Source organism: Akkermansia massiliensis (assembly GCF_018847375.1).
In the GTDB taxonomy this organism is placed as follows: Bacteria; Verrucomicrobiota; Verrucomicrobiia; order Verrucomicrobiales; family Akkermansiaceae; genus Akkermansia; species Akkermansia massiliensis.
In genome coordinates this window covers 1,406,151-1,431,866 of the sequence record NZ_CP072036.1, presented here as the reverse complement: position 1 = coordinate 1,431,866, position 25,716 = coordinate 1,406,151, and the positions used below count along the sequence as shown (strand labels likewise).

Below are 25,716 nucleotides of genomic sequence, written 5' to 3'. Positions count from 1 at the left end.
GAAATTTAAAAAATCATAATGCACTTACAGTAAAAGTATTAGAATCCGGGAACTGGTATTTTCAACTTGACATCGAATTTTCAATCCGTTATATACATAAAAAATTAACATCTAATATTTTTGCAATGCGTCTCCATCTGCCTATTACCCTGCTGGCGGCTGTTCTGGCTTGTTACACCAGTGTTTCCCTGGCCGTCCCAACATCTGAATCCCCCGCATGGGGAGCGAACTCCACCTTTAATAACAATGAGCCCGCCAATGAGTATTCAGTTACTGGGAGCCAATCCGTCAACCTTGATGTAAATTCAGGAAACAACAATTATTCCACAGGACTTTATATCGGAGCAGGCTCCTCGTTTACCATTAATCAGAATGTGAACGGCGCCTGTACCATCAATTTGAACGGGGCATTTGCCGGAGAAGGAAATTTAATGCTGGTAGCGGCTAACGGCAATGCCGGCTATGCCTCCAAGTTTGTGCTTGGTTCCCAGGAAAGCAGTTTTTCCGGGAACATTATCCTTTCCCAGAAGGGGACGCAGCCCGGCGGCGCCATTCTCCAGATTACGGGAACGGCTCTCGCCAACGCAACGGTAGATTTGTCAGGCTCAATCAATCAAAGTTCCAGCGCCCTGACGTTGCAAATTTCCAATGCCGCCTCTCTGGCCGGTTTAAATGATGCCGACGGCTTCAACGGAACACATAAGGGGCGCGTCCAGTCGGCTAATTCCTCCAGAGCGAATCTTACCCTGACGGGCAACGGAAATTACGCGTATGGGGGAAATATCGGGGCAACCACGCAGCATTCCGGAGAAAACGGCAACACTACTCCCACGGGAGGAATAAATCTGATTATGGCCGGAACAGGCACGCAAAACCTGACGGGAACCGTCATCAACGCGAATATTACGGCCCAAGGTGGCACCTTGAAAATCAACAATTCTTCCCTGGCCTATTCCGGAATAATCACCATGGCGGGAGGAACGCTGGATTTCACCTCCGCCACTCTGGGGGCAAATTCCGTTCTGAACATGAACGGCACCGGCATATTGAAAAACGCAGCCATTGACGGAGCCAAGCTAACCTATACGGAATCCGGTTCCTCCTTTACCAAGGAAAATGTAACTTTCACTTCAGGCACCATTGACATCGGCGGCGCGCTTGACAGCCTGGTAGAGGGAGAGCAGGGATACACGTTTGATTTAGGGAACAACCTTGATACGAATTTTACCGTATTGGGCTTAGAGAGAGAGCAATATAGTATAGAAGGCCGCGTGCTGATGATAAAAGACGTGGCGATATCCCGTGTGACGTGGGTATCTGCGGGAGCGGGAGGGGCATTGGAAGAAACGGTCAAGAATGCCTTTACGCTGGCTCTTGGGGAGAGAAGTGCGGACAACGTCAGCCTGGGCTATCTGAACGGTACGCTGACGACGAGCGGGGACAAAGTCTATCAAATCACCAACACCGGCGGAACCAAAATCAACCTGAACGGGGTATACAACAGAGGGAAGACGCTGCCGTCCGGCAACCTCAACTACCGGGGGGACATCTGGATGGACATCAGCGGAGGAGCATTCGGCATCATCTCCGGAGGTGTCACCAATGAATGGAGCACCAACCTCCAGACCAGCACGCTGACTGGGGACACCCATGTGCAGCTTTCCGGAAAAGCCACGGCGGAACACGTCATCGGCGGGAACAACAAGGGAGCGTCTACAACATTAACGGGAAACACCAACGTTACCGTCAAGGATAACGCCATCGTGGCGGGAGCCATCATCGGCGGGAGCACCTCCGCCCACAACGCCGTCACCACCATCACGGGCAACACGAGCGTGCTGGTAACCAATGTCCAATATTCCAACACGGCCCGGAACCTGAATGGGGGACTCTCCAACTCATACATCATCGGAGGAAGCTCCTGGTCAAGCAATACCACTTCCGGAACAACGATTCAAGGCAGCACGTCGGCTACAATCAACCTGAACGGAATCACGCTTTCCGGAACAGAGGAACACAACAGCTTCGTCAAAACAATCATTGGCGGCAGTTATGGCAATGTAAACAACGCCGGAACGGTCAACAACATCAACGGAGACACCTCCGTTTCCATCATCGGCAGGGAAGGAATCACCTTCACGGGGGACATCATTGGGGGTTCCTTTGAAAATTCAGGCCAGGCCCAATACACGATTGGAGGAAAATCCTCCATCTCCATTAGCGGAGGCTCCACCTTCACCGGCAACATCTACGGTGGCTCCTACTCCAAAGTGCCAGGAAACACAGGCAGCACCATGACCACTGCAGGCAATATCACGGTAGAACTCGGAACAGGCACCTACCGGGGAAACATTTATGGAGCAGGAAATAAAGGCACGGCAGGAGGCGACGTCCTCGTCTCCCTGACGGGAGGAAGCGTCTTCGGGGCGGAAGGGAAACAAAGCGGCATCACCATCGGCGGAAGCGCCGGAGCGGCGGTAGAAGGAAACAGGACGCTGGAGCTCAAGGGAACCTTTGGAGACGGAGACTTCCAAAACGTCACCTTCACCCGGTTTGATGAAATCAATATCGCGCAGGAAGGATCCTCGGCCACCATCTGGGCGCTGACCGACAGCCCGTCCCTGACCAAAACGGGAGCGGGAACCCTGACACTCGGGGCGGACGCGGCAGGAGCGGAAACCATCCTTGACGGAACCACGGAAGGAATCACCATCACGGAAGGCAGCCTGAACCTCTCCGGAGCCGGCGGCAGCCATATGAAAGGAACGTGGAACATCGCCTCCGGCTCCCGCCTCACCGGAGTCAGCGGAACCGTCACCGTGGGTGGGGAAAACGGTCTGGACAGTCTGTCCATTGCCCTGGGAACGGAAAACATCGGCCAGGACACGCAGGCGTCTGTCGCCGTCATCAGCAACGGCAGCGGAACGGGAAGCGACCCGAACCTGTCCATCGAGGGGAAAGGGCTGACGCTGGACCTGAGCAACGACGCCGTCGTCAACCTCCTGTTGGATCACAAAACCGACGACTCCTCCAGCTACCTGACCCTGACCAGCGGAACGCTGACCGTCGGCAACCTGGGCGACATCGCCTTCACTACCGACCTTCTGTCCAACTACGGCATCCGGATCACCGGAACGGACGGAGGCAGCCTGGTGCTCAGCGGAGCGGCCACCGGCCTCTACCGCGTGCAGGAGGAAGGAGGAAACGCCCATGAAGTCAACTCCTATCAAACGCTCTCCGGCTACGCCGGCGTCGTCATCGGCGGCGGCCAGACCCTGACGGTCAACCTGGCCGGAGCCCCGGGCGAAGCCGACGGACAGGGAGCTAAAATCAACAACCTGATGGGAGCCACGGGCAGCAGCCTGGCCGTCAACAACACCGGAGACGGCACGGCCGTCGTCATCCTCAACAACAAACAAATGACGACGGGAGAAGACGACATCGACCCGGCCGGCCAGGACACCGTCATGGGCGGCAGCATCACGGGCGGCAGCAACGTCACCTTCATCAAGGAAGGAACCGGGACGCTGACGGTCGGAGGAACGATGGACGTGGAAACCCTCGCCCTGCGAGAAGGAAACATCATCCTCAACGGCACGGAAAACTCCCTGGACACCCTCACGCTGGAAGGAGGAGGCCTGACCATCAGCGGCAACGCCGAAATCGAAACCATCACCGGCACGGAAGCCGGAGGAACCCTGGCCATTCAGGGAACTCTTGACCTGACCGGAACAAGCAGCATCAACAACGGAGCCATCACCGGAACCGGCTCCCTCCGCATCCGGGAAGGAGCGGAACTGGCCCTGGGCGGAGAAGCCCGGCTGGACGGAACCTCAGTCACCGCCGACGGCACGCTGACCCTCACCGGAACGGAATCCGGCGCCATCAGCGGCCTCTCCGGAAGCGGCGCCCTGTCCATGAACGGAGGCAGCCTCTCCATCTCCTCGGCGACAACCTCCTCCGGAACCTTCTCCGGCACGCTGGCAGGCAGCGGCACCCTGGACATCTCCGGGCAAGCCACCCAATACCTGCAAACCGGCAATAAGGACTACGACCTCGCCGTCCGTGACGGAGGCGTCCTGGTCCTGAAAGGCACCGCGGACGCCCCCACGCTGAACTACAACAGCATCACCGCCGGAAACAACGGCACCCTGCGTATTGAAGCCACCGGGGACGCCCAGGGCAGCGCCAACACCACGCTCAACGTGAAAAACATCACCTTCCAGAACGGCTCCACGACGGAACTGATCTACAACTTCAACCAGGACGCCCCCTTTGGCGCCCCCATGCTGACGGCGGGCACCATCACCGTGCAGGACGGAGCCGGCTTCCTCCTCTCCAACATGAAAGGAAACGCCGCCATGAACGCGGGGAGCGACCTCCATGACGTCGTCCTGATGAGCGCTACCGGCAGCATCAGCGGCCTGGAAGACGGGCAGAGCCTCGCCGCCCGGATATCCGGCCTCTTCGCCGTCTACTACCAGGACGCCACACTGAGCCGCGACGGAAACGACATCCTGCTCAATGCCACACTCCGGCAGGAAAACCTCTTCGCCTCCGCGGCCGACACGTGGAACTCCGCCGCCGGAGCCGGCCTGCTCTGGGAAGCCCGCAAAAACCTGGACCCCGACTCCCAGCTGGCCCAATTCATGAACGGCGTCAGCACCATGATCAATGACGGCAACCTCTCCGGAGCCTCCCGCGCCATGGCGGCGGCGGCTGGGAGCACGGTCAACGCGCTTGGGACGGCACAGAGGGACGCCCTGCGCGACCAGATGGGCTGGATCAGGAACCGGACCACCCTCATGGGCGTCAACCCGGCCTACGTCAACGACGACCTCCCCCGCTTCCACATGTGGATGGAAGGCACGGGCTCCTACGCCAAACTCGACACCCGCGGGGATGAAAGCGGCTACCAGCTCACCACCTGGGGAGGCACGGTAGGCGTGGACGCGGACCTCAGCGACCGCCTCACGGTGGGAGCGGCCTTCACGGCCGGCTACGGCGACCTGACGGCCGGCGCGGCGGACAGCGCCGACGGGCACCTGGACAGCTACTACGCCAGCCTCTTCGGCCGCTACCAGGACAGGCGCTGGGCGCACACGCTCATCCTGACGGGAGGGTGGAACGACGCGAAACTCAACCGTACGGTCAACTATGGGGAAGGAAGCTACGGGACGCAGGGAAGCACCAGCGGGTGGGGCTTTGGAGCGATGTATGAACTCACCTACGACGTATACCTCAACGAAAACCGCAGCAGCGTGCTGCAGCCGCTGTTCAACGCCTCGGTGGTGACGACGCGGATGGACGGCTATGAGGAAACGGGAGCGGGCAACGCGGGCCTGAACGTCGGCAGACAGGACTGGACGACGGGGACGCTGGCGCTGGGCGGCCGGTGGATGGGCCTGGTAGGCAGCAACATCTTCGGACGAGAAGCGCTGGCGGAAATCCGGGTCAACGCGGCGCAGGACCTGGGAGACCGGAGAGGGGAAACGAACGTCTCCCTGCTGGGCAACCCCGGCTTCGCGCAAAGCGTGAGGGGGGCGAAAGTGGGAACGACGGCGCTGCAGCTGGGAGCGGGGTTAAGCGTGCCGGTGGGAACGAAGGGAACCATCTACGTGAACGGGAACGCGGACATCCGTGACGGGTCCAGCTCGGTCAACGGAAGCGTCGGCTACCGCTACGACTTCTAAAAGAAGGAAAACCCAAGGAGAGGGCACCCCTCCTACCCCCGAAAAGCCTTCCTCCTGGCCCTCCAGAGCCGTTCCGGAATAATTCCGGAACGGCTCTGAGTTTTTGTTTATCGGAAGATTATTCCTTTGGCCTGTTTCCAAAAAGGATGATTAATTCAAATGACGTTTTACAAGAACAAACGGCCAAGATATCAACATTTCTGTTGCGGAAACCATTGTATCCGGCAGATGATCAATTAGGAAACAATTTCTCATTCATTTCCAGAGGAAACCTGCTCTGTAAAAAAATTTCCAGAAACAAAGATAACATCCGGATGAAGAACAAAAACATCCCGGCCTCTCTATTTGGAAGAATAAACCTGAAGCATGGCGAAAAATAATTTTCCGGGCAGTTTTTCTTTCCATAGCCGGGAATACTCGATTCCCGGTACATTGCATTCTGTTATCCCCCTCCAGTAAAAATAAAAAAGACGGCCTCCATGCGGAGACCGTCCTATGATTAATTTGTCTGCCGGCAGGATGCCTTAAGACCGGCGACGGCGCATCATCAGTGCGACCAGTCCCAGCAGTCCCAGGGAAGCCGTGGCAGGTTCCGGCACTGAAGCCAATTCTCCCGTCATGGAAGCCGTGAATGTAGAATCATTACCCCTTCCCTGATTTGACTCAACGAATACATAAACGTTTTCAGAAGTCAGTTTGTTTCCGGAAAGATCTGCCGTCACAGTAATCGTGCCGGACGTCGCCTGCGACTCTACCGCCTGCCAGCCATTTTCCGTCTGGTAGGCCAGATAAACCCGATAAGTGCCGCCGGTGGAGGTAGCCAAATCCACTGTGAATGTCAGAGAAGAAAAAGCATCAGCAGAATACCCCGCAGCATCCAGGGAAACTTTGAGGCCTACGCCGGAACCGCCATATCCCTGCCTATTGGTATAGGTCACCGTTACAGAACCGTCTTCGTTCCCAACAGCGCTTTTAAAATAACTTGAGGTTTCAGAAGATGTATTGGCTTTAGATCCGCACCATCCGGAAGAATTCGCCAACCACTCATTCAAGTGATTCGCCATGGCGGAAGGATCGCCACGGTAGGCTTGGAAGGAAGAATTAACATCGCTTCCTGAATCATACCCTGACAGATCAATCTGGACGGTTGCGGCCGTTGCGGAAAGAGCGGCAGCCCCCAGCAATACAATTGTGGTTCCCAGTATTTTTTTCATCGTTTACTAATGTTAGTAACTATAAAACGGAGATAGCGGATTTTGAATCCGAATTTATCGATAAAATATTTATTGTTAAAAAATTACAATAAATAATATATCAAAAATTATAGATAGAATATCGGTAAGAACAAAATATTGATTTCTATAATTTTCTTACCACCAATTTTTTTTATTGATACCGGATTCAAAATCCTATTTGTTGAAGAATCAACGTCTCCCATCCGATCCGATTTTTCAAGACAGACGGGGTCATTAACAAATTCAAAACAGTTGTGCTGACGTTTCCCCTGTAAACAAATCGAAGTCCGTTAAAAAAGAATCCGCGGATTCCACTGGCACCAACAAACCCGTTAACATTGCAAATACCGGTATCAAGAAGAATGACGCCGCTATGAACGGCGCATTCCTTCCGCAACCTCAGGGAATGAATGCCGCTGCCGGTGCGCAGGATGCTCTGCTCTTTCGGCCATCCTGGCCGTGAAGCCGAAACGGCAGGCATCATTCATTGTCCATGAAATAGGCCTGCAAAATACAAATGATATGCAGGACAATAGGAACGAGTGCAAAGATGAACCAATACAGGAGGCCGTAAGCCGCACCTACCACCAGGAACCAGAGAATGGCCTGGACAAAGTGGCCCTTGTACAACTGGCCGAGGCCGGGAATAAATAGGCTTAAAATGGCTGCTAAAAAAGATTTCATATGCTGGCTGGGTAAGAAATGGCCGCACGGGAAAAGGTTCGCGTGCCTGTACCAGTTGAGAGCCTTCCTTCTTCCCTCACGTTCAATCTCCCGGCGCAGCCCCTGTCATGAATGACGGTTTTCCCGGAGCGAATGAAGCCGACGCGGCAGGGAACGGGAGGCAGTCATGTTCAAGTCTTGACCGCCGCATGGGCTATGTTACCCTCCCCGCGCACAGGGCACTCATGTTAGAAGGGTAGAGACCACCATGTCCATTGAACTGACTCGCAATTTCTCCATTATCGCTCACATCGACCACGGAAAGACCACCCTTTCCGACCGGCTGCTGGAAAAGACGAATACCATTTCCGAACGGGAGAAGCAGGATCAGCTTCTGGACGCCATGGATCTGGAGCGGGAAAAGGGCATCACCATCAAGTCCCACCCCGTTACCATTTTCTACAAGGCCGGGGACGGAAAGACTTACAAGCTCAATCTTCTGGATACGCCGGGCCATGTGGATTTCTCCTATGAAGTGTCCCGTTCCCTGGCGGCATGCGAGGGAGCCCTTCTTATTGTGGACGCGGCCCAGGGAGTGGAAGCCCAGACACTTGCCAACATGCACCTGGCCATGGATCTGAACCTGGCCATTATCCCCGTCATCAATAAGATTGACCTTCCCAGCGCCAACCTGCCCAAAGTATACCGCCAGCTGGAGGACATCGTCTGCATCCCCCATGAGGAAGCCATCCATGCCTCCGCCAAGATGGGCATCGGCATTGATGATATTCTGGAAGCCGTTGTTCAGCGCATCCCTCCGCCTGAAACGGAACAGGACGGCCTTCTGCGCGCCCTGGTGTTCGATTCCGTTTACGACGCCTACCGCGGCGTAGTCTCCTATGTGCGCGTCATTTCCGGCAGCGTGCACCGCGGCATGAAAGTCAAACTTTTCGCAACGGACGAAGTGTATGAAGTGAAGGAAGTGGGTATCTTCACCCCCAAAATGACCCGAACGGATTCCCTGGAAGCCGGCGACGTAGGCTACATCATCGCCAACATGAAATCCGCGGCGGATGTCAAAATCGGGGACACGTATACGGATTACATGCGCCCCTGCCCATCCCCCCTGCCCGGTTTCAAGGAAATCCGCCCCATGGTCTTTTCCGGCATTTATCCGGTGGATTCCTCCGATTTTGAAGCCCTGAAAGCGGCCATGGCGAAGCTTCAGATTAATGACGCCGCTTTCTCCTTCCAGGCGGAATCTTCCGTAGCTCTGGGCTTCGGGTTCCGTTGCGGCTTCCTCGGCCTGCTCCATATGGAAATCATCCAGGAGCGTCTGCGCCGGGAATTCAACATGGATATCATCTCCACCTACCCCTCCGTGATTTATGAGGTCACCAAGACCAATGGAGAGGAAATCAATGTGGACAATCCCAGCCTGCTCCCGGAACCGCAGGAAATTCAGGAAATCCGGGAACCTATCGTCAAGGTGTTCATTATGCTTCCTGGGGAATACATCGGGGATATCATGCAGCTTGTCCTGGAAAAACGCGGCAGCGTGGACAATACGGAGACCATTGACGATATGCGCGTAATGCTCACCTGCACCGTTCCTCTGGCGGAAATTCTGGTGGATTTCAACGACAAGCTCAAATCCATGACGCGAGGCTACGGCTCCATGGATTATGAATACGCCGGCTATCAGGCCGCCAAGCTCATTAAAATGGACATGCTCATCGCCGGGGAACCGGTGGATGCCTTCTCCATGATCGTTCACCAGGACAAGGCAGCCTCCCGCGGCAGGGAACTGGCGGAACGCCTGAAAAACGTCATTCCCCGCCAGCTCTTCACCGTCGCCATCCAGGCCTGCATTGGCGGAAAGATTATTGCCCGGGAAAGCATCTCCCCCATGCGCAAGGACGTGACGGCCAAATGCTACGGCGGGGACGTCACCCGCAAGCGCAAACTTCTGGAAAAGCAGAAGGAGGGCAAAAAGCGCATGAAGGCCATCGGAAAAATCAACATTCCGCAGGAAGCGTTCATCAAGGTGCTGAAAACGGGGGATTAACCCATTTTCTTCCCTCAAGGCATCCAAACGGGGTCTTCCGTTCCCTTCCCGGATTTATACATTTTTCCGTTTGAATATGGGCCATGAAACACCTCCTGCACTACTTCCCCAACCATCCCCGGGAGGAGGAATGCTACATCAGGCTGGCCGGCTACCGGGAAGAGGAGGAAATCGACGAGCTGATCTACCGGACCGTGGGCCGCGTTCCGGGGTCCGAATTCCTGTTCAGGGGAAACCGGGGCAAACGGTACGAAAAGAAGCTGCGCTCCGGCAGGGTGAGCCACATCAACGACCGCTACATGCATCCCCTGGATATCGCCATACGGGACCGGAAGCAGAAGGAACAGGAAGCCAGGAAATACTGAAACCGCCGCGGACGTTGAACAATTCCCGGTTGCGCATTTTTCCCTGTTATGCTATCAGGTCAGTCATGAGTCTGCCCAGGCTGTCCATGCTCCTGTTTGCGTCCGCGGCTCTCTGTTCCTGCGTGGGAACCTCTCCGGAACAGGAAGAACCGAAGGTAAAAAAAAGCCTTTCGGAATACATGCAGGATAACAAGACCAATTCCATCGCCAATGTGCCGACGGGGCTGTTGAGCACTACTCCGAATCAGCAACAGGCCACCCATCTTACCGCCACCACACAGGAGGAAATGACCAGGGCAGACAGCGGGGCCGTCTATTACACGGACGCTCATGACCCAGACGCCCCCATCCCCGGGCTGGAAGAAGCTTTCGCCCAGCGTAAGGAAAACGAACGCTGGATCCAAAGCTATCCCACCGCCCTCCGGGAAGCCCAGAGTACCGGAAAACCCATTCTCATCTGGTTCCACCATTCCGTGGGCAGCCCTCCCAGCAAAAAGCTGGGGGCAGAACTCCTCCATACGAAGGAATTTGAAGACTGGGCGAAAAGGAATGTCGTCCGCGTCTGTTACGACCAGGCGGAAAAATTTGAAAGCGAACCTGTTTACAGGAAGCGCCAGAAGATGCTGGAGTATGTGAAAAAGGCTCCCTCCCTGTTTGGCGTGAGAGGAACGCCCGTGCTTCTGGTCATGTCTCCGGACGGCTCCAAAGTGGATACGTTGCGCGGTTATTATACCGGACAAAACGCCCTTTATTTTGACCAGATCAAGAACAGCGTCAAACTGGCGAAGCAGCAATATGAAGAGTTTAAAAAAACGCTGATTCCCAAAGGCTACCGGGTCTGGACAGGAGTCAACGGAAATACCGTCTTCGCCAAACTTTCCCGTTATTCGGAAAAGACCCAGACCCTCTGGCTTCAGGAGCTGGACGGACACCAGAGCAGAACATCCCTGAAAAAGCTCAGCCTTGAAGACAGAACATGGCTCCTGGAACAGAAAGAATCCCATGAAAACAACGGCCGGAACAAGCGCTCCGGCCCACGTGGCACCTGAACGGCTTTTCCCCTGCCGTCCGGCTGCGGAACGGTTTATTCATGGGCTTCCGCTCCATCCCCATTTTTGTATTGAAATATGAAACTGATGTTTTATTTTTCCTAAAACTCTCTTCCAGCATTTTTTCTTTCGGGGATGTGGTCTTTTCCGTACCGGCAGGAATGCCCTTGCGGACAAATTCCGCCGCTTCCCCCTCTCCAACCATTGCCTGTTTAATTCATGATTTTAACAATGAACCGTCATGCCGCCACCGCCCTGATGCTTGCGGCCTGTCCCCTGTCCGCTTCCGCGGACCAGCCTCAAAAGCAGACGCCGGACCAGCGCCCCAACATCGTGGTCATTGTCACCGACGACCATTCCTACCAGACCCTGGGCACCTGTGAAAAGGATTCTCCCATGCCTTATCCAAACTTCCGCAAACTGGCGGACGAAGGCATGGTCTTTGACCGGAGCTACTGCGCCAACTCCCTGTGCGGACCTTCGCGGGCTTGTATCTACACTGGCCGCCACTCCCATATGAACGGGTACCTCTTCAACGAACATGCGGCTCCCTTTGACGGTTCCCAGCCCACTTTCCCGAAAATGCTCCAAAAGGCCGGTTACCAGACGGCCATTGTCGGCAAGTGGCACCTGGAAGCCATCCCGCCGGGCGCCAAGGGAGATACGTCCAAATATGAATCCGACCCCACCGGATTCGATTACTGGGAAATTTTCCCCGGCCAGGGCAACTATTTCAATCCGGATTTCATCACTCCCGGCAAGGACGGCAAACGCGTGGTGAAAACGGAACCCGGCTATGCCACGGAACTGGTCACGCAAAAAAGCCTCAAATGGCTGGACCAGAGGGACAAGGACAAACCCTTCATGCTCGTCGTGGGCCACAAGGCACCCCACCGTTGCTGGTGCCCCTCCATTCAGAATCTGGGCCGCGCCAAACAGTATGCGGACGCCATTGACCCGCCCGCCAATCTGGAAGACGATTTTGCAGACCGCCCGGAATTCCTGAAAATGACGGAACAAACCCTGCTCAACCATTTCAACGTATGGTCTGACGAGCACCTGATCAAGGAGGTGGTCCCGGAAGACATCCAGAAAATGCTTTCCTGCCCGGAATCCAAGACCCTGCATACTCAGTATGACTGGGAAATGCCGGAATGGGTGCGCATGGACCCGCAGCAGAAGGAAGCCTGGTACAACTACCACAAGGCCCGTACTGTACAGCTTGTCAAAGATATTAAAAACGGGAAAATCAAAACGCAGCGCGACATTTTGCTGCGCCGCTGGCGCCATTATATGGAAGACTATCTGGGCACCGTTCTTTCCGTGGACGAAAGCATCGGCCAGATCATGGACTATCTGAAACAGAACGGCCTGGACAGGAATACGCTGGTGCTCTACTGCGGAGACCAGGGATTCTACATGGGCGAACACGGCCTGTACGACAAGCGCTGGATTTTTGAAGAATCCTTCCGCATGCCCCTCATCATGAGATGGCCTGGCCACATCAGGCCGGGCGTGCGCTCCTCCGCCATGGTGCAGGAACTGGATTATGCTCCCACTTTCTGCGACGTGGCCGGGGTAAATACCAAGGAAAATATGAATACCTTCCAGGGCCGCAGCCTCACTCCCCTGTTCAAGACCGGAGAACATCAGGATTTCAAAAACCGTTCTCTTTACTACGCTTTTTACGAAAATCCGGGTGAACACAACGCTCCGCGCCATGACGGCCTGCGCACGGACCGCTACACGCTGTCCTATATCTGGACCAGCGACGAATGGATGCTCTTTGACAACCAGAAGGACCCGGCCCAAATGCACAACGTCATCAACAAACCGGAATATGCGGAAACCGTGAAAGAACTCAAAACCCTGTACGGCAAGCTCCGCAAAGACTACCAGGTACCGGAAGGCTTCCCCGGGGCCACCGGCAAACTGGCCGTCAAGCCGCAGTGGGACTGCGCTCCCTCCAGAGATTGACGCCGCCATTCACCGTTCCTCCCGAAACAGGTTGTCCGGAACACGCCATTGACGACGGAGGGACAGGGTTTAAATCCTCACACAAACAACAACCATTACTATACGGCGCCGCATGAAATCAATTTTGCTAGCCGCAGCGTTCCTGGGTTCCCTCTGCTGGGCCGGAACCAATCCCTACAACATTATTCCGGAGCCCGTCAACGTGACGACAACTTCCGGAACTACCAAAAACATCAAAATCATCCATGAGCAAAAAGTCGCCGGACTGGGCAATGAAGGGTATGCCATGAAACTGACGCCCGGCGGCGTGGAACTCCGTTATACCACGCCCAACGGGAAGGCCATGGCCATGGCGACCCTGTTCCAGCTCCAGGACCAGCTTTCGGATACTCCTGAGGGCCTTCCCTGCGGCAGCATCCAGGATTCCCCCGACTTCGGCTGGCGCGGCATGATGGTAGACGTAGGCCGCTACCACTATCCCATGAAGGAGATCTACAATTTTGTGGACGCCATGCATTATTACAAATACAACGTCCTGCATCTCCATCTGACGGAAGACCAGGGCTGGCGTCTCCCCGTGCCGGGCTACGACAAGCTCCGCACCATCGGCGCCGTCCGCCCTTCCGCTCCGGAAAACCAGAACAATTCCCTGCTGGCCAATGAAGGCATGTATACCAAAAAGGAACTCCAGGACCTGGTAGCCTACTGCAAAGCGCGCGGTATCCAGGTGCTGCCGGAAGTGGAAATGCCGGGCCACAATATGGCCCTGGCCGCGTCCTATCCCGAATTCTGCTGCAACACCAAACGGGCCCAGGTATGGACGCACGGCGGCGTTTCCTCCAAGCTGATTTGCCCGCAGAAACCGGCCACCAAAAAGTTTCTTAAGGATACCTTCAATACCGTCCAGCAGATATTCCCTTTCCCGTACATCCACATCGGCGGTGACGAATGCCCCATGGGAGACTGGAAGAAATGCCCGGACTGCCAGGCCGCCCGAGCCAAAAAGGGCCAGGGGGATAATGTGGAAGTCCAGATGAGCGATTTCACGAAAAGCCTGACGGCCATGCTCTCCAAGCACCGGAAAAAGCCCATCCTTTGGTATGACATCAACAAGAGCTATTACCACAAGGGGGAAACCGTCATGTCCTGGCTGCCGGGAGAATTCCCGCGTTGCATTGATAAGACGAAGGAACAGGGCATCGACCTCATCGTCACCCCCCAGTTCAAGTACTACCTGGCGCGTACCCAGATGAAATTCCCGGCGGACGACGTGCGTGCCCGGCCCGGCGGAGCTCCCATCCTGCTGAAAGACTGCTACAACTTCGATCCCCGCAACGGACGGGACAAGAATGACGTCAAGCACATCAAGGGAATCAACCTCTGCATGTGGGCGGAATGGATTCCCTCCGGCGAATTGCTGATGTACATGACCTACCCCCGCGCCATGGCTGTTTCCGAAACCGCGTGGGGCAGCCACAAGAACCGTCCAAGCCTGGAAGAGTTTGAAAAGAAAATGGAAACCCACAAGAAACATTTCCAGAAGCGTTTCGGCTATACTCTGGAACGCACTGTGGAAAACAAACCCTACCGGGAAAAATTCATCACCCAGGAGGAAATCGAACGTATTAACGAGAATTATAAAAAGGGCCAGCAAAACGCGGACAAATAGCGTTTCCTTTTCTCTCGCCATCCTCTGATTTCTTCAAAGCCGGGGACGCGGACAACCGCGGATCCCCGGCTTTCTTTTCCCGCTTGACCGGAAAGCCCTCTTCCCTTCTAATCGTTCCGCCATGTTACACCTTTACGATACCCGCACCAGAACGGCCCAGGCCATTTCCCCCATGGATGGAAAAACACTGCGCTTTTACTGTTGCGGCCCCACGGTGTACGGCCCGGCCCACATCGGCAATTTCCGCACTTTCGTGATGCAGGACGTCTTCCGCCGCGTCCTGGAGCTGGGGGGGGTTCCCACCACGCACATTCGCAATCTGACGGATGTGGACGACAAAACTATCCGGGATTCTCAAAAGGCCGGCGTTTCCCTGGCGGAATTCACCGCTGGCTGGGCGGACCTGTTCCACCGGGACTGCGCCGCACTTAATTGCCTGCCACCCCATGCGGAACCCTCCGCCGTGGGCCACATTCCCGAACAGATACGAATGGTCCAAATACTGGTGGAAAAGGGGCATGCCTATGTCTCGGAAGATGGTTCCGTGTATTTCAGAATTTCTTCCTTCCCGGAATACGGAAGGCTTTCCCACCTGGACGAACGTGAACTGGATTTAGGAAAAACCGCCAATACCCGGTCCAACGCGGACGAATATGAAAAGGATTCCGTGGCAGACTTCGTGCTATGGAAGAGCCGCAGGCCGGAAGACGGCGACAACTTCTGGCCCTCTCCCTGGGGAGAAGGCCGCCCCGGCTGGCACCTGGAATGCTCCGCCATGATCCATAAATACTTCGGCAATGACTTCGATCTCCATTCCGGCGGCGTGGATCTGGTGTTCCCGCACCATGAAAACGAGGTTGCCCAGTCCCGCTGCGCCTGCGGCGGCGGTTTTGCGCGCCTGTGGTTCCATATCACGCACCTGCTGGTGGACGGCGGCAAGATGTCCAAATCCCTGGGCAACATGTACACCCTGGCGGACCTGGACAAATTGGGCCACAAGCCGTCAGCCGTCCGGTACGTGCTGGCGGGGGGCTATTACCGCCGCCCGCTGAACTTCACCCTTTCCTCCCTGGAGGACGCCAAAGCCGCGCTGAACCGCCTGTCCAAATTCGACGCGCAGCTCCGGAACGCCTCCGGAACGGACTCCGTTCCGTCCTATGAGGAATTCTGCGCAGCCCCCCCCGGAACCGGGCATCTTCCAGCCGGCCTGGGACAGCCTGAATGATGACTTGAACACTCCGGAAGCCCTGGGCCACGTCTTCAGCGCCATCAGGAAGGCGGATGTTCCCTCCCTGACTCCGGAGGAAGCGCGCCGCATGCGGAACGCCTTCCACTTCATTCTGGCCGCTTTCGGCATTCTTCTGCCGGAAGAGGAACAGGCGGAAGCGCCGGAGGACGTGCGCACCCTGGCGGAACAGCGCTGGCAGGCCAGGCAGAACCGGGACTGGGCGGAAGCCGACCGCCTGCGGGCGGAAGTAACGGCGCTGGGCTGGACCATCAAGGACCGCAAGGACGGGTACGACCTGGCGCGCAACTGAACGGCATGGACGCTTTCTCCCCTATTCCCAACCACACGGGCTTCACGGCCAGGAGCCTGTTCACGGATGCGCAGGGAACCCTGAAGGACGGAGCCTTCGCCAACATGGAACCCGGAGGCGGCGGCCCTCTTTCCCCGCACCGCCACGCCCACGCCCATTTATTCATCGTCACCCGCGGAACGGTCGTCATCCTGCTTGACGAAGAGGAAAAAACGGTCCGTGAGCATGAATCCCTGCTCGTGCCCGGCGGCGTCCGTCATGCCGTCTGGAACAGGAGCGCGGAACCGGCGGAAATCGTAGGCCTTACGCTGGAAGCCGCCCGCTCCCCCCCAACTACCTACAACCCGATGAACTCCCGCCAACGCACGCTGGGCCATGCCGCCGCCCTGATGACCATCCTGATCTGGGGGACCACCTTCGTGTCCACCAAGGTGCTTCTCCGGGACTTTACCCCCGTCACGGTGCTCTTCACCCGCTTCGTGATCGGGTACGCCTTCCTCTGGTGCCTGAGGCCGCGCCTGCTTCCGCTCTCCGGCTGGAAAAAGGAACTCCTGTTCGCGGGAGCGGGCCTCACCGGCGTCACCCTGTACTTCCTGCTGGAAAACATCGCCCTGACGTACACATTCGCCTCCAATGTGGGCATCATCGTGGCCGTGGTGCCTTTCTTCACGGCTCTTCTGGCCCACTTCCTGCTGAAAGGGGAGGGCTTCTCCCGCCGCTTCTTCCTGGGGTTCGCCGCCGCCTTCACAGGCATCTTCCTCATCATGGCGAACGGCGCCTTCGTGCTGGAACTGAACCCGGCGGGGGACGTGCTGGCTCTGGGCGCGGCCTTCGTCTGGGCGGTCTATTCCATCCTGATGAAAAAAATCGGCGTCAACACGTCCAACATGATCATCTGCACGCGCCGCATCTTCTTTTACGGCATCGTGCTGATGATTCCGGCCCTGTTCGTCCTTCCGGTGAACATGGACTGGCATCTGATGGTGAAGCCCGTCAACGCCCTCAATCTGCTGTACCTGGGCCTGTTTGCCTCCGCCCTGTGCTTCCTCTCCTGGAACCGCGTGGTGGAAATCCTGGGAGCCGTCAAATCCAGCGTGTACATTTACATGGTTCCGGTCGTGGCCGTAGTGGCCTCCGCCATCATCCTGGGGGAACGCCTGACCTGGATATCCCTGACGGGGATTCTCCTGACCCTCTGCGGCGTCACGATTTCCGAGTACAGGAAAAAAACGCGGAAGAGCGTCAGAGAAAAGGGAGAAAAGCCCGTTCTGCAAAAAGGCTGATTCCCCCTGCTTTCCGGAATCATGCTGTTTTTTCCAGGAAGAAAAACGGCTGGCGAATATTCCCGGACGGAATGCCTCCGGCGTTGCAACGCTTTCCGCCCCCAGAGGATGGCTGTTAGCGGATTAGATATCCGCAGACAACAAAATTTTTTGAAAAAAAACGAGTTTCACCGCGGGCAAAGGGGAATAATCAGAAATACGTTCAAGATGCAATGAAGTTCCGTATTCATGAATCATTGAGGATGTGTTCCATCATTCACTTCCATTTTCCCTTCTCCGTTACCGGATATCTAATCCGCTAGTATGGCGCGCATGAAAAAGCTCCTTTCCATCCCAGCTTTTTTACTGTGCATTTCCGGGGTACAGGCGGCAACGACATTGTATGAAACCCAGTTCCGCCAGACCGCCATCAATGTGGACAGTGACTTTCTGGACGGCGCTTCCGTCTCGCTCACCAATCCTTCCACATCCCTTTCCGGCAATTTGGCCGCGGACCTCCTTGTCCCCAATGTCCAAATGCAGAATAACAACGCCGGATGGACCGTTACCTTTTCCTTCACGGCTACGCAGGACATCATCATCTCTTCCCTGAACCTGGGCTTCCAATTCGTCACCGGTACCGGAACACGGCACGGAAACACAGATTCCAAAACGGGAACCGCTACCGTCACGCTGGCCGCCGGAGATTCCTCTGCCACGGCTGATCTGAGCTTCGAACGCGTCCAGGCCGACAAGAACGGCACGCCGACAGCGGACATCCAGCAAGCCTCCTTCAATACCCCGGTCACGGTCAAGGCGGGAGAAACCTTTACCCTCACCGTGAACGCCAAGGCACCCAACACCGGGGGCACCTTCCTGGGGCTTTCCCAACTGGCCCTCCACGGGGACGCAGTGCCGGAACCGGCCACAGCCTCCCTCGGACTGCTCGGACTGGCCGCCCTGCTCCTGCGCCGCCGCGTATAAGCGGGAGCATCATTTAATCTCTGCTTTATTCCTTTACTAAAACAGGACCGTCCCCCACCGGGAAACGGTCCTGTTTTTTTAAATAAAAATCCGCTCAATTTCCGGAAACGTTTCTTTCCGCCTCTTCTTCAATACGGGCTTCCGTCTCTTCAATCTTTTCTGAAAGATCGGCCCACTGCGTAAAACAGGTTTCCAACTGGCGGTCCGCCTGCTGGAACCGGGTGGTGAGCTCCATGACGGCCTCCGTATCAGCCGCCACCTCCGGACGTTCCAACTGGGAGGCGATCTCCGTCTTTTCCGTTTCCAGACGCGCTATCTCCGCTTCCAACTGTTCCAGTTTTTCCTGGAGGGGACGGAGCAGGCGCGCCTTTTTCTGGCGGATTTCCGCCTCCATGCGCCTGCGCGCCTTGCGGTCCGCCCCGGCTCCCGGGTCAGCCGCTCCGGAGACGGCAGACGCAGCGGAGGAAGCCAGAGCCTGGTCCCGCTCCACCTTCTCCAGATAATCGGAAACGTTGCCTATGTAAACGCGCGGTTTCTCTCCCGGCACGAATTCCAGCACCTTCGTCACAATGGGGTCCAGGAAGCTGCGGTTGTGGGAAACGATGCAGTAGGAACCCGGATATTCGGACAGCGCCTGCTGAAGCACCTGCTGGGACTGGATGTCCAGGTGGTTCGTCGGCTCGTCCAGAATCAGGAAATTGGCCGGATGCAGCAGCATGCACACCAGCGCCACGCGGGAGCGTTCCCCCCCGGAGAGCACGCCCACGCGCTTGTGCACGTCGTCCCCCCGGAACAGGAAGCAGCCCAGCAGGTTCCGCACCATGGGCGCGGATTCCCGCGTAGCGGCCGCCTCCACGCATTCCAGGACCGTTTTTTCCGGGTCCAGGTCATCGGCATGCGTCTGGGAGAAAAAAGCGATCTGCGTGTGGCGCCCCATCGTCACGCTCCCGGAGCTGGGCTCCTCCCCGCCGGAAATGAGGCGGGAAAACGTGGACTTGCCCGCTCCGTTCACCCCCACAATGGCGATGCGGTCCCCCTTTACGATTTCAAAATCCACATCCTCAAAGACGGAAATGGAGCCGTACCGCTTGGAAACCTTTTCCAGCCTGACCACGGAATGCGCGCCGGCAGGCGGGGTGGGAAAATGAAAATTCATCACGGCGTCATCCTCCTCCACCTCAATCAGCTCCACCTTCTCCAACTGCTTGATGCGGGACTGCACCAGGGAGGCCTTGGTAGCCTTGTAGCGGAACCGGTCGATGAACTCCTTCGTCTTGGCGATTTCCCGTTCCTGGGCCTTTTTCTGGCGCAGCAGAATCTCCTTCCGCAGCACGCTTTCCTTCAGGAAATAGGAAAAATTGCCCGCGTACTCCTCCGCGCGCCCGTGGTAAAAGGCAATCGTTCGGGAAACCAGGGAATCCAGCAGCGCGACGTCGTGGGAAATGAGGATGATGGCCCCCCGGTAGGTGCGCAGGTACTGTTCCATCCACCGCTGGGATTGAATGTCCAGGTGGTTCGTGGGTTCGTCCAGCAGCAGCACTTCCGGTTCCCGGAGCAGCAGCTTGGCCAGCGCAATGCGCATCTGCCAGCCGCCGGAAAATTCCCCGCAGTCCCGGTCAAAGTCCCGGTCCTTGAACCCCAGGCCGCGCAGGATGGACTCCGTGCGGGGGCGCAGCCGGGCGGAATCATGGGCGTGCAGCACCAGCTCCAGTTCCCCGATCTCGTTGAGCACTTCGGAATAGGCGGCGGAACGGGGGTCCAGTTTCTCCATCTCCTGCGTCAGGGCGTCAATGCGCTCCTGGAGGTCCATCAGGTCCGCAAAGGCGGACATGGCCTCGTCAATCAGCCTGCGCCCGCGGACATGGATGCCCTCCTGGGGCAGATAGCCCACCTGGGAGTGCCTGGACTTGATGATGGAGCCGGAATCCGGCTCATTCAGGCCGGCCATGCACTTCATCAGCGTGGACTTGCCCGCGCCGTTATGCCCCGCCAGGGCAATTCTTTCCCCATCCTCCACCGTGAAGGAAAGATCATTGAACAGGACGCGCGCGCCGTACTGCACGCGCAGATTTTGAACGGCCAGAACCATGTACCGAATGAGTAGAGAGAGGAAGGCGGCGGAACGCGGCGTTGCATCGCCTGTTCCGCCGCCAGGAAAAGCCGGATAAGCTTATTTGTCCAGAACCTTGTTCCACGCGGCGATGCGGTCGGCCTGCTCCGTGAACAGATCATCCGCGCCATCTTCAATCGTGATACCGGAAATGGTATCCCCCTGCCCGATGGAATCCACCACGTCCTGGCCTTCCGTCACCTTGCCGAAGACGGTGTGCTTGCCGTTCAGCCAGTCGGTAGGTACATGCGTGATGAAGAACTGGGAACCGTTGGTGCCGGGGCCCGCGTTCGCCATGGAAAGCACGCCGGGGCCGTCATGCTTGAGGTCCGGGCGGCACTCGTCCTCAAAACGGTAGCCGGGGCCTCCCATGCCCGTGCCGGTGGGGTCGCCGCCCTGGATCATGAAATTCGGAATCACGCGGTGGAACTTGAGGCCGTCATAGAAGCCCCTGGAAGCCAGGTTCAGAAAGGAAGCCGCCGTCACGGGCGTCTTGGAAGCGAATACCGTCAGCTTGATGTCGCCCTTGGAAGTGTGGATGGTGATATTCTTGTCAGTTGCCATGGGTGCATGTTAAACGCGCGGAAAGGCATGGTAAAGACTGTATTGCGTGCTGCCGCCGGGCCTGCGCCCCCATTTCCCCGCCAGCCTCTTTTCCTCCTTTTCCATGCCGGGCAAGGAGGCCGCCCCCGCGGCGCCTACCTGTCATGACGGGCCCTAATGACAGGAGGAACGGTTGATTTTCTACCGGAAAGGGCCGAATTTGAATGATATGAGCGAAGAATTGGTAGAAGAATTCGTTACGGTTGAATCCATCTTTGTCCGTGGGCGCAACTGCCTGACGCTGAAGGCGAAATTCTCTCCCCTGTTCACAGACTACTACCTTCATCTCATGCAGTACGGCCTGCGTAACGAGGAACCCTACGACAGCCTGCTGAAAGAGCTGATGGCCTACTTCACCCTCTACATGGTCGCGCGGCCCTGGGCGGAACAGCACGCCTGGACGGTCAACCTCAGAACGCCCGCCGTAGCCAACCTGTTCGTTACGGGCTCCTCCCTGACGGAATCCGTAGTGGGGCGCATCTTCACGCAGGACATCAAGGAGCCTGAGGAAAACACGCTGTACTCCACCCTGCTCCGCAAGGGCTTTGAACCGCGGTACTCCGTCGTCCCCATTCCGGGAACCTCCCCCGCCCGGTGGGTGGAGGAATTCTACAAGCAGAGCGAACAGAGAAACGCGCGCTGCATTGAACTGCCGGATGAATGCTACACCATGGTGACGGCCCAGCCGGACGCGGATGAAGAATGGCTGAATTCTCTAACCCGGGAAAAAATGGCCCATCTGGAAGAAGATGAAGATACCCGAGTACTGGAAACGCGCCGGTTCCGCTTTTACTGCGGCTGCACGCTGGACCGCATCCTGCCGACGCTCAAGGCGCTTCAGGAAAGGGAGGAAGACCTGTTCCAGGGGGAAGAGGCGCTGGAAGTCACCTGCCCCAGGTGCGCCGCCATTTACCGTGTGACGAAAGAAAATCTGGAAGATTGAGACATACATGATTTCTTTCTGACAATTAGCCTTTTCGGCAGCGAATTTCGTGCTTAAACTTTCCCCGTGCCGACTTGTCCGAAGTGTTTACATAATTTCCACCGCGGGGCGGAATCATTGTGCCCTCACTGCGGCTTTTCCCTGGAAAACCTGGACAAGAAATACGGCAGGGACTCCATCCCCTACCGCCGCGTATGCGACAACGCCGGCGCCCTGCGGCAGCAGGACCGCGTAAAGCTGAACGCCCTGCTGGAAAAACTGGAGCGCCGCATTCCCCCCGTCCTCCTTTCCGTCTATTTCCCCAACATCCTGGAGCCCTTTTCCCTCATTCCCCACAGCTTCTGGATGATGAACCACCTGACGGTGGACGAAGCCGGCTTCCCCAACCACCAGGGCCCGCTGGACCCCCAGTGGCTCCTGATTCTGGTATTGGACGTGCGGACGGACACGGCCTGCTTCATGTGGGGGTATGAACTGGATCCCTACGTAGAGCCGGACCTGATCAACAAATCCATCATGAAGGCCCGCATCCCCCTGCGGGAAAGCATGCTGCTCCAGGCCGTGGGCTCCATCATGAAAGACGCCGTCCAGCTCGTGGCCCGGAAGGCGCGCTCCAAGGTCAGGCACCCCATGCGCTACGGGTTGACGCCCCCTCCCCCCGCAAACCGGAAAGGAGGCGGCCTATGAGATTCCTGCTGTTCCCCTTCATGCTGGCGGCGGCCATGTGCTTGGCCCCGGCGCAGGAACTCCCCGCCCTTAAATGGAACGCCCGTGACCAGCAATCCCTGATGAAGGGCACCTGGTGGGAGGCCAACGCACCCCTTCTGCCCCCTGTGGATGCGGCTGTGGCCCCTTCCGCCTCCGTCCCGGAACCCTCCGCCAATGCAGACTCCCCCGCTGTGGACCCTGTTCCGGAGGATTTCACGGACGTCAACGAATACTTCCTTCCGGACTACATCCGCACCTCCACGGGCCTGATCGACCCCCAGAAGCTTCTCACGGAAGTGGAGAGCAATGACGTCATTGAACTCATCAAGCTCATCAAATCCCGTTACAACGTCAACCTGTTCGTCAGCATCTTCGCGGCCGGGCAGAAAGTCCCCCCTTCCGTCAACGCCCCCACAATCGCCCGCCAGATATTCAAAAACAAGGAACGGAACCTGCTCCTCCACTTCCACATGGGGGACATTAAAAGCGCCCAGATCGCGCTGGATCCGGAGTTGAGCGCCCAGCTCGGGGATGCGGGGCGGCGGGACCTCCTGTACCAGGTGAAGCAGGACGCCTCCCGGTTCACCAACCCGCAGGACGAGCTTGTTGAAGCCATGATTTCCCTGGCGCGGAGGACAGAGGCGGACATGGCCTCCGCCCCCAAGCCTTCCCTGCCCGCGCTGGACCCGGACAACCCCGCCAGCATCCCGGAAGCCAACATCACCATCCAGGAGCCGGAGGAAGCGCGTGAATCCCATCTGCACGCCATGATGAAGGCCTGGATGTCCTTTGCCCTGGCCAATGTAGCCGGCATCATCCTGCACGCCTCCGCACTGGTGGCCGTAGTGGCGCTCTGGCTGGTCTGGAAAAACAAAAGAGTGGTGCGTCTGCTGCCGTCAGAACCGGACAAGCGCCTGGGCGCTCCGCACGGCGCCTCCCAGAGCCGTCCCGTAAACTACTGCATGCAGGACGGCCGTGGACCGGACTCCATCGGCCGCAGGCAGATGCGCCAGCACATGCGCGACGTCTCATGACAGAACCATCTCCAACCCCCGGCATCCGCGCCGCCCTGAACGGCGCGGGAGAACTGGAACTCACCATGGTGAACGCCCCTGCGGGAGCCGTCATCCGGATGGACGTTAATGCGGCTTCCCCCCGCATGCTCTGCACGCAGGGCCGCTACCTGGCTCCGGTGCAGGCCCCGCCCGGCACGCGCATCCGCTTCCGCCTGTTCCAGGGGAAGCGCGGTCTGACGGCCCCGGAAACCTTCATCATGCCCGGAGCTCTTCCCGCCCAGCCCGTTCCTTCCGCGCTGATTCCCTGCACCCAGAACAGGGACTTCATGATTTACGACTGGGCGGCCCGGCACGAAGCCGCTTGCCGCGCGGTGAGGAAAACGCATCCGGACCTCCTCTTCATCGGAGACTCCATCACGCATTTCTGGGGAGGGCCTCCCGTGGACGAACCGCACCGGGACATCCTCCAGAAATCTCCGGAAACCTGGAGCCTGTGCACGGAGGGAATGAGGGCGGTCAATCTGGGCTTCGGCTATGACCGGGTGGAAAACGCCCTGTGGCGGCTCCGCCACGGCGAACTGGACGGAGCGGCGGACGATGCCGTCTGCGTGGTGCTTCTTGGCACGAACAACCTCGCGGAAAACACGGACGGGGAAATCCTCCAGGGCATCCGCGCCGTCTGCGGGGAAATTACCGGAAGGCTGAAAAAGGCCGTCATCATCCTCCAGGGCTTCTACCCGCGCAACAGCGCCCGTAAAGATACCGCGGAACGCATTGCCGCCATCAATCTCCTCCTGAACCGTCTGGCCGCAGAACAGGGCTTCCTGTACACGGAACCGGGCCGCGTCATGGCGGACGCCGCAGGACACGTTCCGGAAAAACTCTCCAGCGACGGGCTGCATCCCTCCGCGGCCGGCTATGAGCGCATCGCCGCCGTGCTGGCCCCCGTCATCAGGCAGGCCGCGGAACGGAAAAAATGACGCCGCCAAGAAACCGGACCCGCTTTCCGGTGTTTTTATTCATGGAAACCTCAGCAGAAACACCACAATGAACGAACAGGACGATACAAAACTCTGGCAGATTCTGGGCCATGCCTCCCAGCCTGCGCCGGGGGATGATTTTGCCCGCAGGGTCATGATGCGTATTGCCGGGGAAGAACACGCCACCGCCGTTCCGGTGGAATCCATCCACCACTTCAAGCGGAACTCCTTCCGCATCTGGGGCGCCGCGGCGGCGGCCCTGGTGGCTGCCGTCATCGGCATTGCAGCCCTGATGGAACCCTCTGCTCCGGAAACGGCTCCCCTCTCCATCGCCACCCTGAACATTGACGATGTGCTGGTGGAAGAAGCCGGCCTGGCTCTGGGCCAGGAAAACCTGGTGGACGCTCTCTGCGTGCTGTCCTCCACGGAAACGGGCGTCATCTCCTCGGACAACATCCAGGACCTCCTTCTGTAACTCCGGAAACGGAAGCATTCTTCGTTCCCGGCCCAGGGAGCGGAAACTCTTCGCCGGGCAAACCGGATTTCTTTCCTCCCCGTCCCGAATCCGCCTTCCTGAAAACCGGTTTTCTCCGTAAACGGGAACACCGGACACCGGAACCGTAGGAACGCCGCGCTGCCCCGGCCCCCACTGTTATAAAGCCTTTTCTCTTCCGGCCATGGCTGTGCCTCCCCCGGTCTTTCCAGTCTCCATCCGGAACGGAAGGCAGAGTTTCCAAACCTTCTACCTGGCCCCGGAACTGGTGGAGAAAACGGCCATCCGGACGGGGAAAATTTCCGCTGCCGACGGTTCCCTTTGACGTGCACGCCCGTATCGTTTACAACGGGTTTACTC

The 25,716-nt window shown here is 57.6% G+C and carries 20 protein-coding genes and 1 pseudogene; 17 read left to right on the top strand and 4 right to left on the bottom strand.

The window, feature by feature from the left end:
• The first annotated feature begins 125 nt into the window (after window positions 1–125).
• Window positions 126–5,693 (top strand): autotransporter domain-containing protein, encoded by a 5,568-nt coding sequence (locus tag J5W70_RS05950; RefSeq protein WP_215841946.1) that lies wholly within the window; start codon window positions 126–128, stop codon window positions 5,691–5,693.
• A gap of 524 nt (window positions 5,694–6,217) precedes the next feature.
• Here J5W70_RS05950 and J5W70_RS05945 read toward each other — a convergent pair.
• Entirely contained in the window at window positions 6,218–6,907 is a 690-nt protein-coding gene (locus tag J5W70_RS05945; protein WP_022197113.1) for a PEP-CTERM sorting domain-containing protein, read from the bottom strand.
• Window positions 6,908–7,408: 501 nt separating this feature from the next.
• A complete protein-coding gene (locus J5W70_RS05940; RefSeq protein WP_022197112.1) occupies window positions 7,409–7,612 on the bottom strand; it encodes a DUF5683 domain-containing protein in 204 nt (67 codons plus the stop codon).
• A gap of 247 nt (window positions 7,613–7,859) precedes the next feature.
• On the opposite strand from J5W70_RS05940, the gene lepA reads away from it, so the two are divergent.
• The 10 genes and pseudogenes from lepA (at window position 7,860) to J5W70_RS05900 (ending at window position 18,503) form a co-directional block, all read left to right on the top strand.
• Window positions 7,860–9,659, top strand: a complete 1,800-nt coding sequence (gene lepA, locus J5W70_RS05935) for a translation elongation factor 4 (RefSeq protein ID WP_012420077.1) — start codon at window positions 7,860–7,862, stop codon at window positions 9,657–9,659.
• An 83-nt stretch (window positions 9,660–9,742) separates the two neighbouring features.
• Window positions 9,743–10,024 carry a hypothetical protein gene (locus J5W70_RS05930; RefSeq protein WP_161994152.1) on the top strand — a complete coding sequence of 94 codons (282 nt, stop codon included), beginning with the start codon at window positions 9,743–9,745 and terminating at the stop codon, window positions 10,022–10,024.
• A 65-nt stretch (window positions 10,025–10,089) separates the two neighbouring features.
• Window positions 10,090–11,073, top strand: a complete 984-nt coding sequence (locus J5W70_RS05925; protein ID WP_215832974.1) for a thioredoxin fold domain-containing protein — start codon at window positions 10,090–10,092, stop codon at window positions 11,071–11,073.
• Window positions 11,074–11,292: 219 nt separating this feature from the next.
• A complete protein-coding gene (locus J5W70_RS05920) occupies window positions 11,293–13,050 on the top strand; it encodes a sulfatase family protein (protein WP_240452140.1) in 1,758 nt (585 codons plus the stop codon).
• A 112-nt stretch (window positions 13,051–13,162) separates the two neighbouring features.
• Window positions 13,163–14,719 (top strand): beta-N-acetylhexosaminidase, encoded by a 1,557-nt coding sequence (locus J5W70_RS05915; protein WP_215442372.1) that lies wholly within the window; start codon window positions 13,163–13,165, stop codon window positions 14,717–14,719.
• 121 nt (window positions 14,720–14,840) lie between these two features.
• On the top strand, window positions 14,841–15,944 hold the full coding sequence (gene cysS, locus J5W70_RS05910) for a cysteine--tRNA ligase (RefSeq protein ID WP_257228532.1): 1,104 nt from the start codon (window positions 14,841–14,843) through the stop codon (window positions 15,942–15,944).
• Window positions 15,945–15,948: 4 nt separating this feature from the next.
• On the top strand, window positions 15,949–16,257 hold the full coding sequence (locus J5W70_RS12775; protein WP_257228531.1) for a CysS/YqeB C-terminal domain-containing protein: 309 nt from the start codon (window positions 15,949–15,951) through the stop codon (window positions 16,255–16,257).
• A 5-nt stretch (window positions 16,258–16,262) separates the two neighbouring features.
• Window positions 16,263–16,544: pseudogene (locus tag J5W70_RS12945) on the top strand (cupin domain-containing protein); the annotation flags it as partial.
• Between the two features lie 60 nt (window positions 16,545–16,604).
• Window positions 16,605–17,540 carry a DMT family transporter gene (locus tag J5W70_RS05905; protein ID WP_022397906.1) on the top strand — a complete coding sequence of 312 codons (936 nt, stop codon included), beginning with the start codon at window positions 16,605–16,607 and terminating at the stop codon, window positions 17,538–17,540.
• 312 nt (window positions 17,541–17,852) lie between these two features.
• Window positions 17,853–18,503 carry a PEP-CTERM sorting domain-containing protein gene (locus J5W70_RS05900; protein ID WP_180971104.1) on the top strand — a complete coding sequence of 217 codons (651 nt, stop codon included), beginning with the start codon at window positions 17,853–17,855 and terminating at the stop codon, window positions 18,501–18,503.
• A 94-nt stretch (window positions 18,504–18,597) separates the two neighbouring features.
• On the opposite strand, the gene J5W70_RS05895 is transcribed toward J5W70_RS05900, so the two are convergent.
• Window positions 18,598–20,592 (bottom strand): ABC-F family ATP-binding cassette domain-containing protein, encoded by a 1,995-nt coding sequence (locus J5W70_RS05895; RefSeq protein ID WP_022397904.1) that lies wholly within the window; start codon window positions 20,590–20,592, stop codon window positions 18,598–18,600.
• Between the two features lie 81 nt (window positions 20,593–20,673).
• Window positions 20,674–21,177, bottom strand: a complete 504-nt coding sequence (locus J5W70_RS05890) for a peptidylprolyl isomerase (RefSeq protein WP_022397903.1) — start codon at window positions 21,175–21,177, stop codon at window positions 20,674–20,676.
• A gap of 208 nt (window positions 21,178–21,385) precedes the next feature.
• Here J5W70_RS05890 and J5W70_RS05885 point away from each other — a divergent pair, with 208 nt between their 5' ends.
• The 6 genes from J5W70_RS05885 (at window position 21,386) to J5W70_RS05860 (ending at window position 25,681) form a co-directional block, all read left to right on the top strand.
• Window positions 21,386–22,159, top strand: a complete 774-nt coding sequence (locus J5W70_RS05885) for an Hsp33 family molecular chaperone HslO (RefSeq protein ID WP_022397902.1) — start codon at window positions 21,386–21,388, stop codon at window positions 22,157–22,159.
• 117 nt (window positions 22,160–22,276) lie between these two features.
• Entirely contained in the window at window positions 22,277–22,846 is a 570-nt protein-coding gene (locus tag J5W70_RS05880; protein WP_102727653.1) for a hypothetical protein, read from the top strand.
• Complete coding sequence (locus J5W70_RS05875) at window positions 22,843–23,901, top strand: hypothetical protein (protein ID WP_022397900.1); 1,059 nt, start codon at window positions 22,843–22,845, stop codon at window positions 23,899–23,901. Before J5W70_RS05880 ends, J5W70_RS05875 begins: the two co-directional genes overlap by 4 nt.
• Window positions 23,898–24,863 carry a GDSL-type esterase/lipase family protein gene (locus tag J5W70_RS05870; protein WP_022397899.1) on the top strand — a complete coding sequence of 322 codons (966 nt, stop codon included), beginning with the start codon at window positions 23,898–23,900 and terminating at the stop codon, window positions 24,861–24,863. Before J5W70_RS05875 ends, J5W70_RS05870 begins: the two co-directional genes overlap by 4 nt.
• A 67-nt stretch (window positions 24,864–24,930) precedes the next feature.
• A complete protein-coding gene (locus J5W70_RS05865) occupies window positions 24,931–25,338 on the top strand; it encodes a hypothetical protein (protein WP_022397898.1) in 408 nt (135 codons plus the stop codon).
• A gap of 202 nt (window positions 25,339–25,540) precedes the next feature.
• A complete protein-coding gene (locus J5W70_RS05860) occupies window positions 25,541–25,681 on the top strand; it encodes a hypothetical protein (RefSeq protein WP_022397897.1) in 141 nt (46 codons plus the stop codon).
• The last annotated feature ends 35 nt before the right edge of the window (window positions 25,682–25,716 follow it).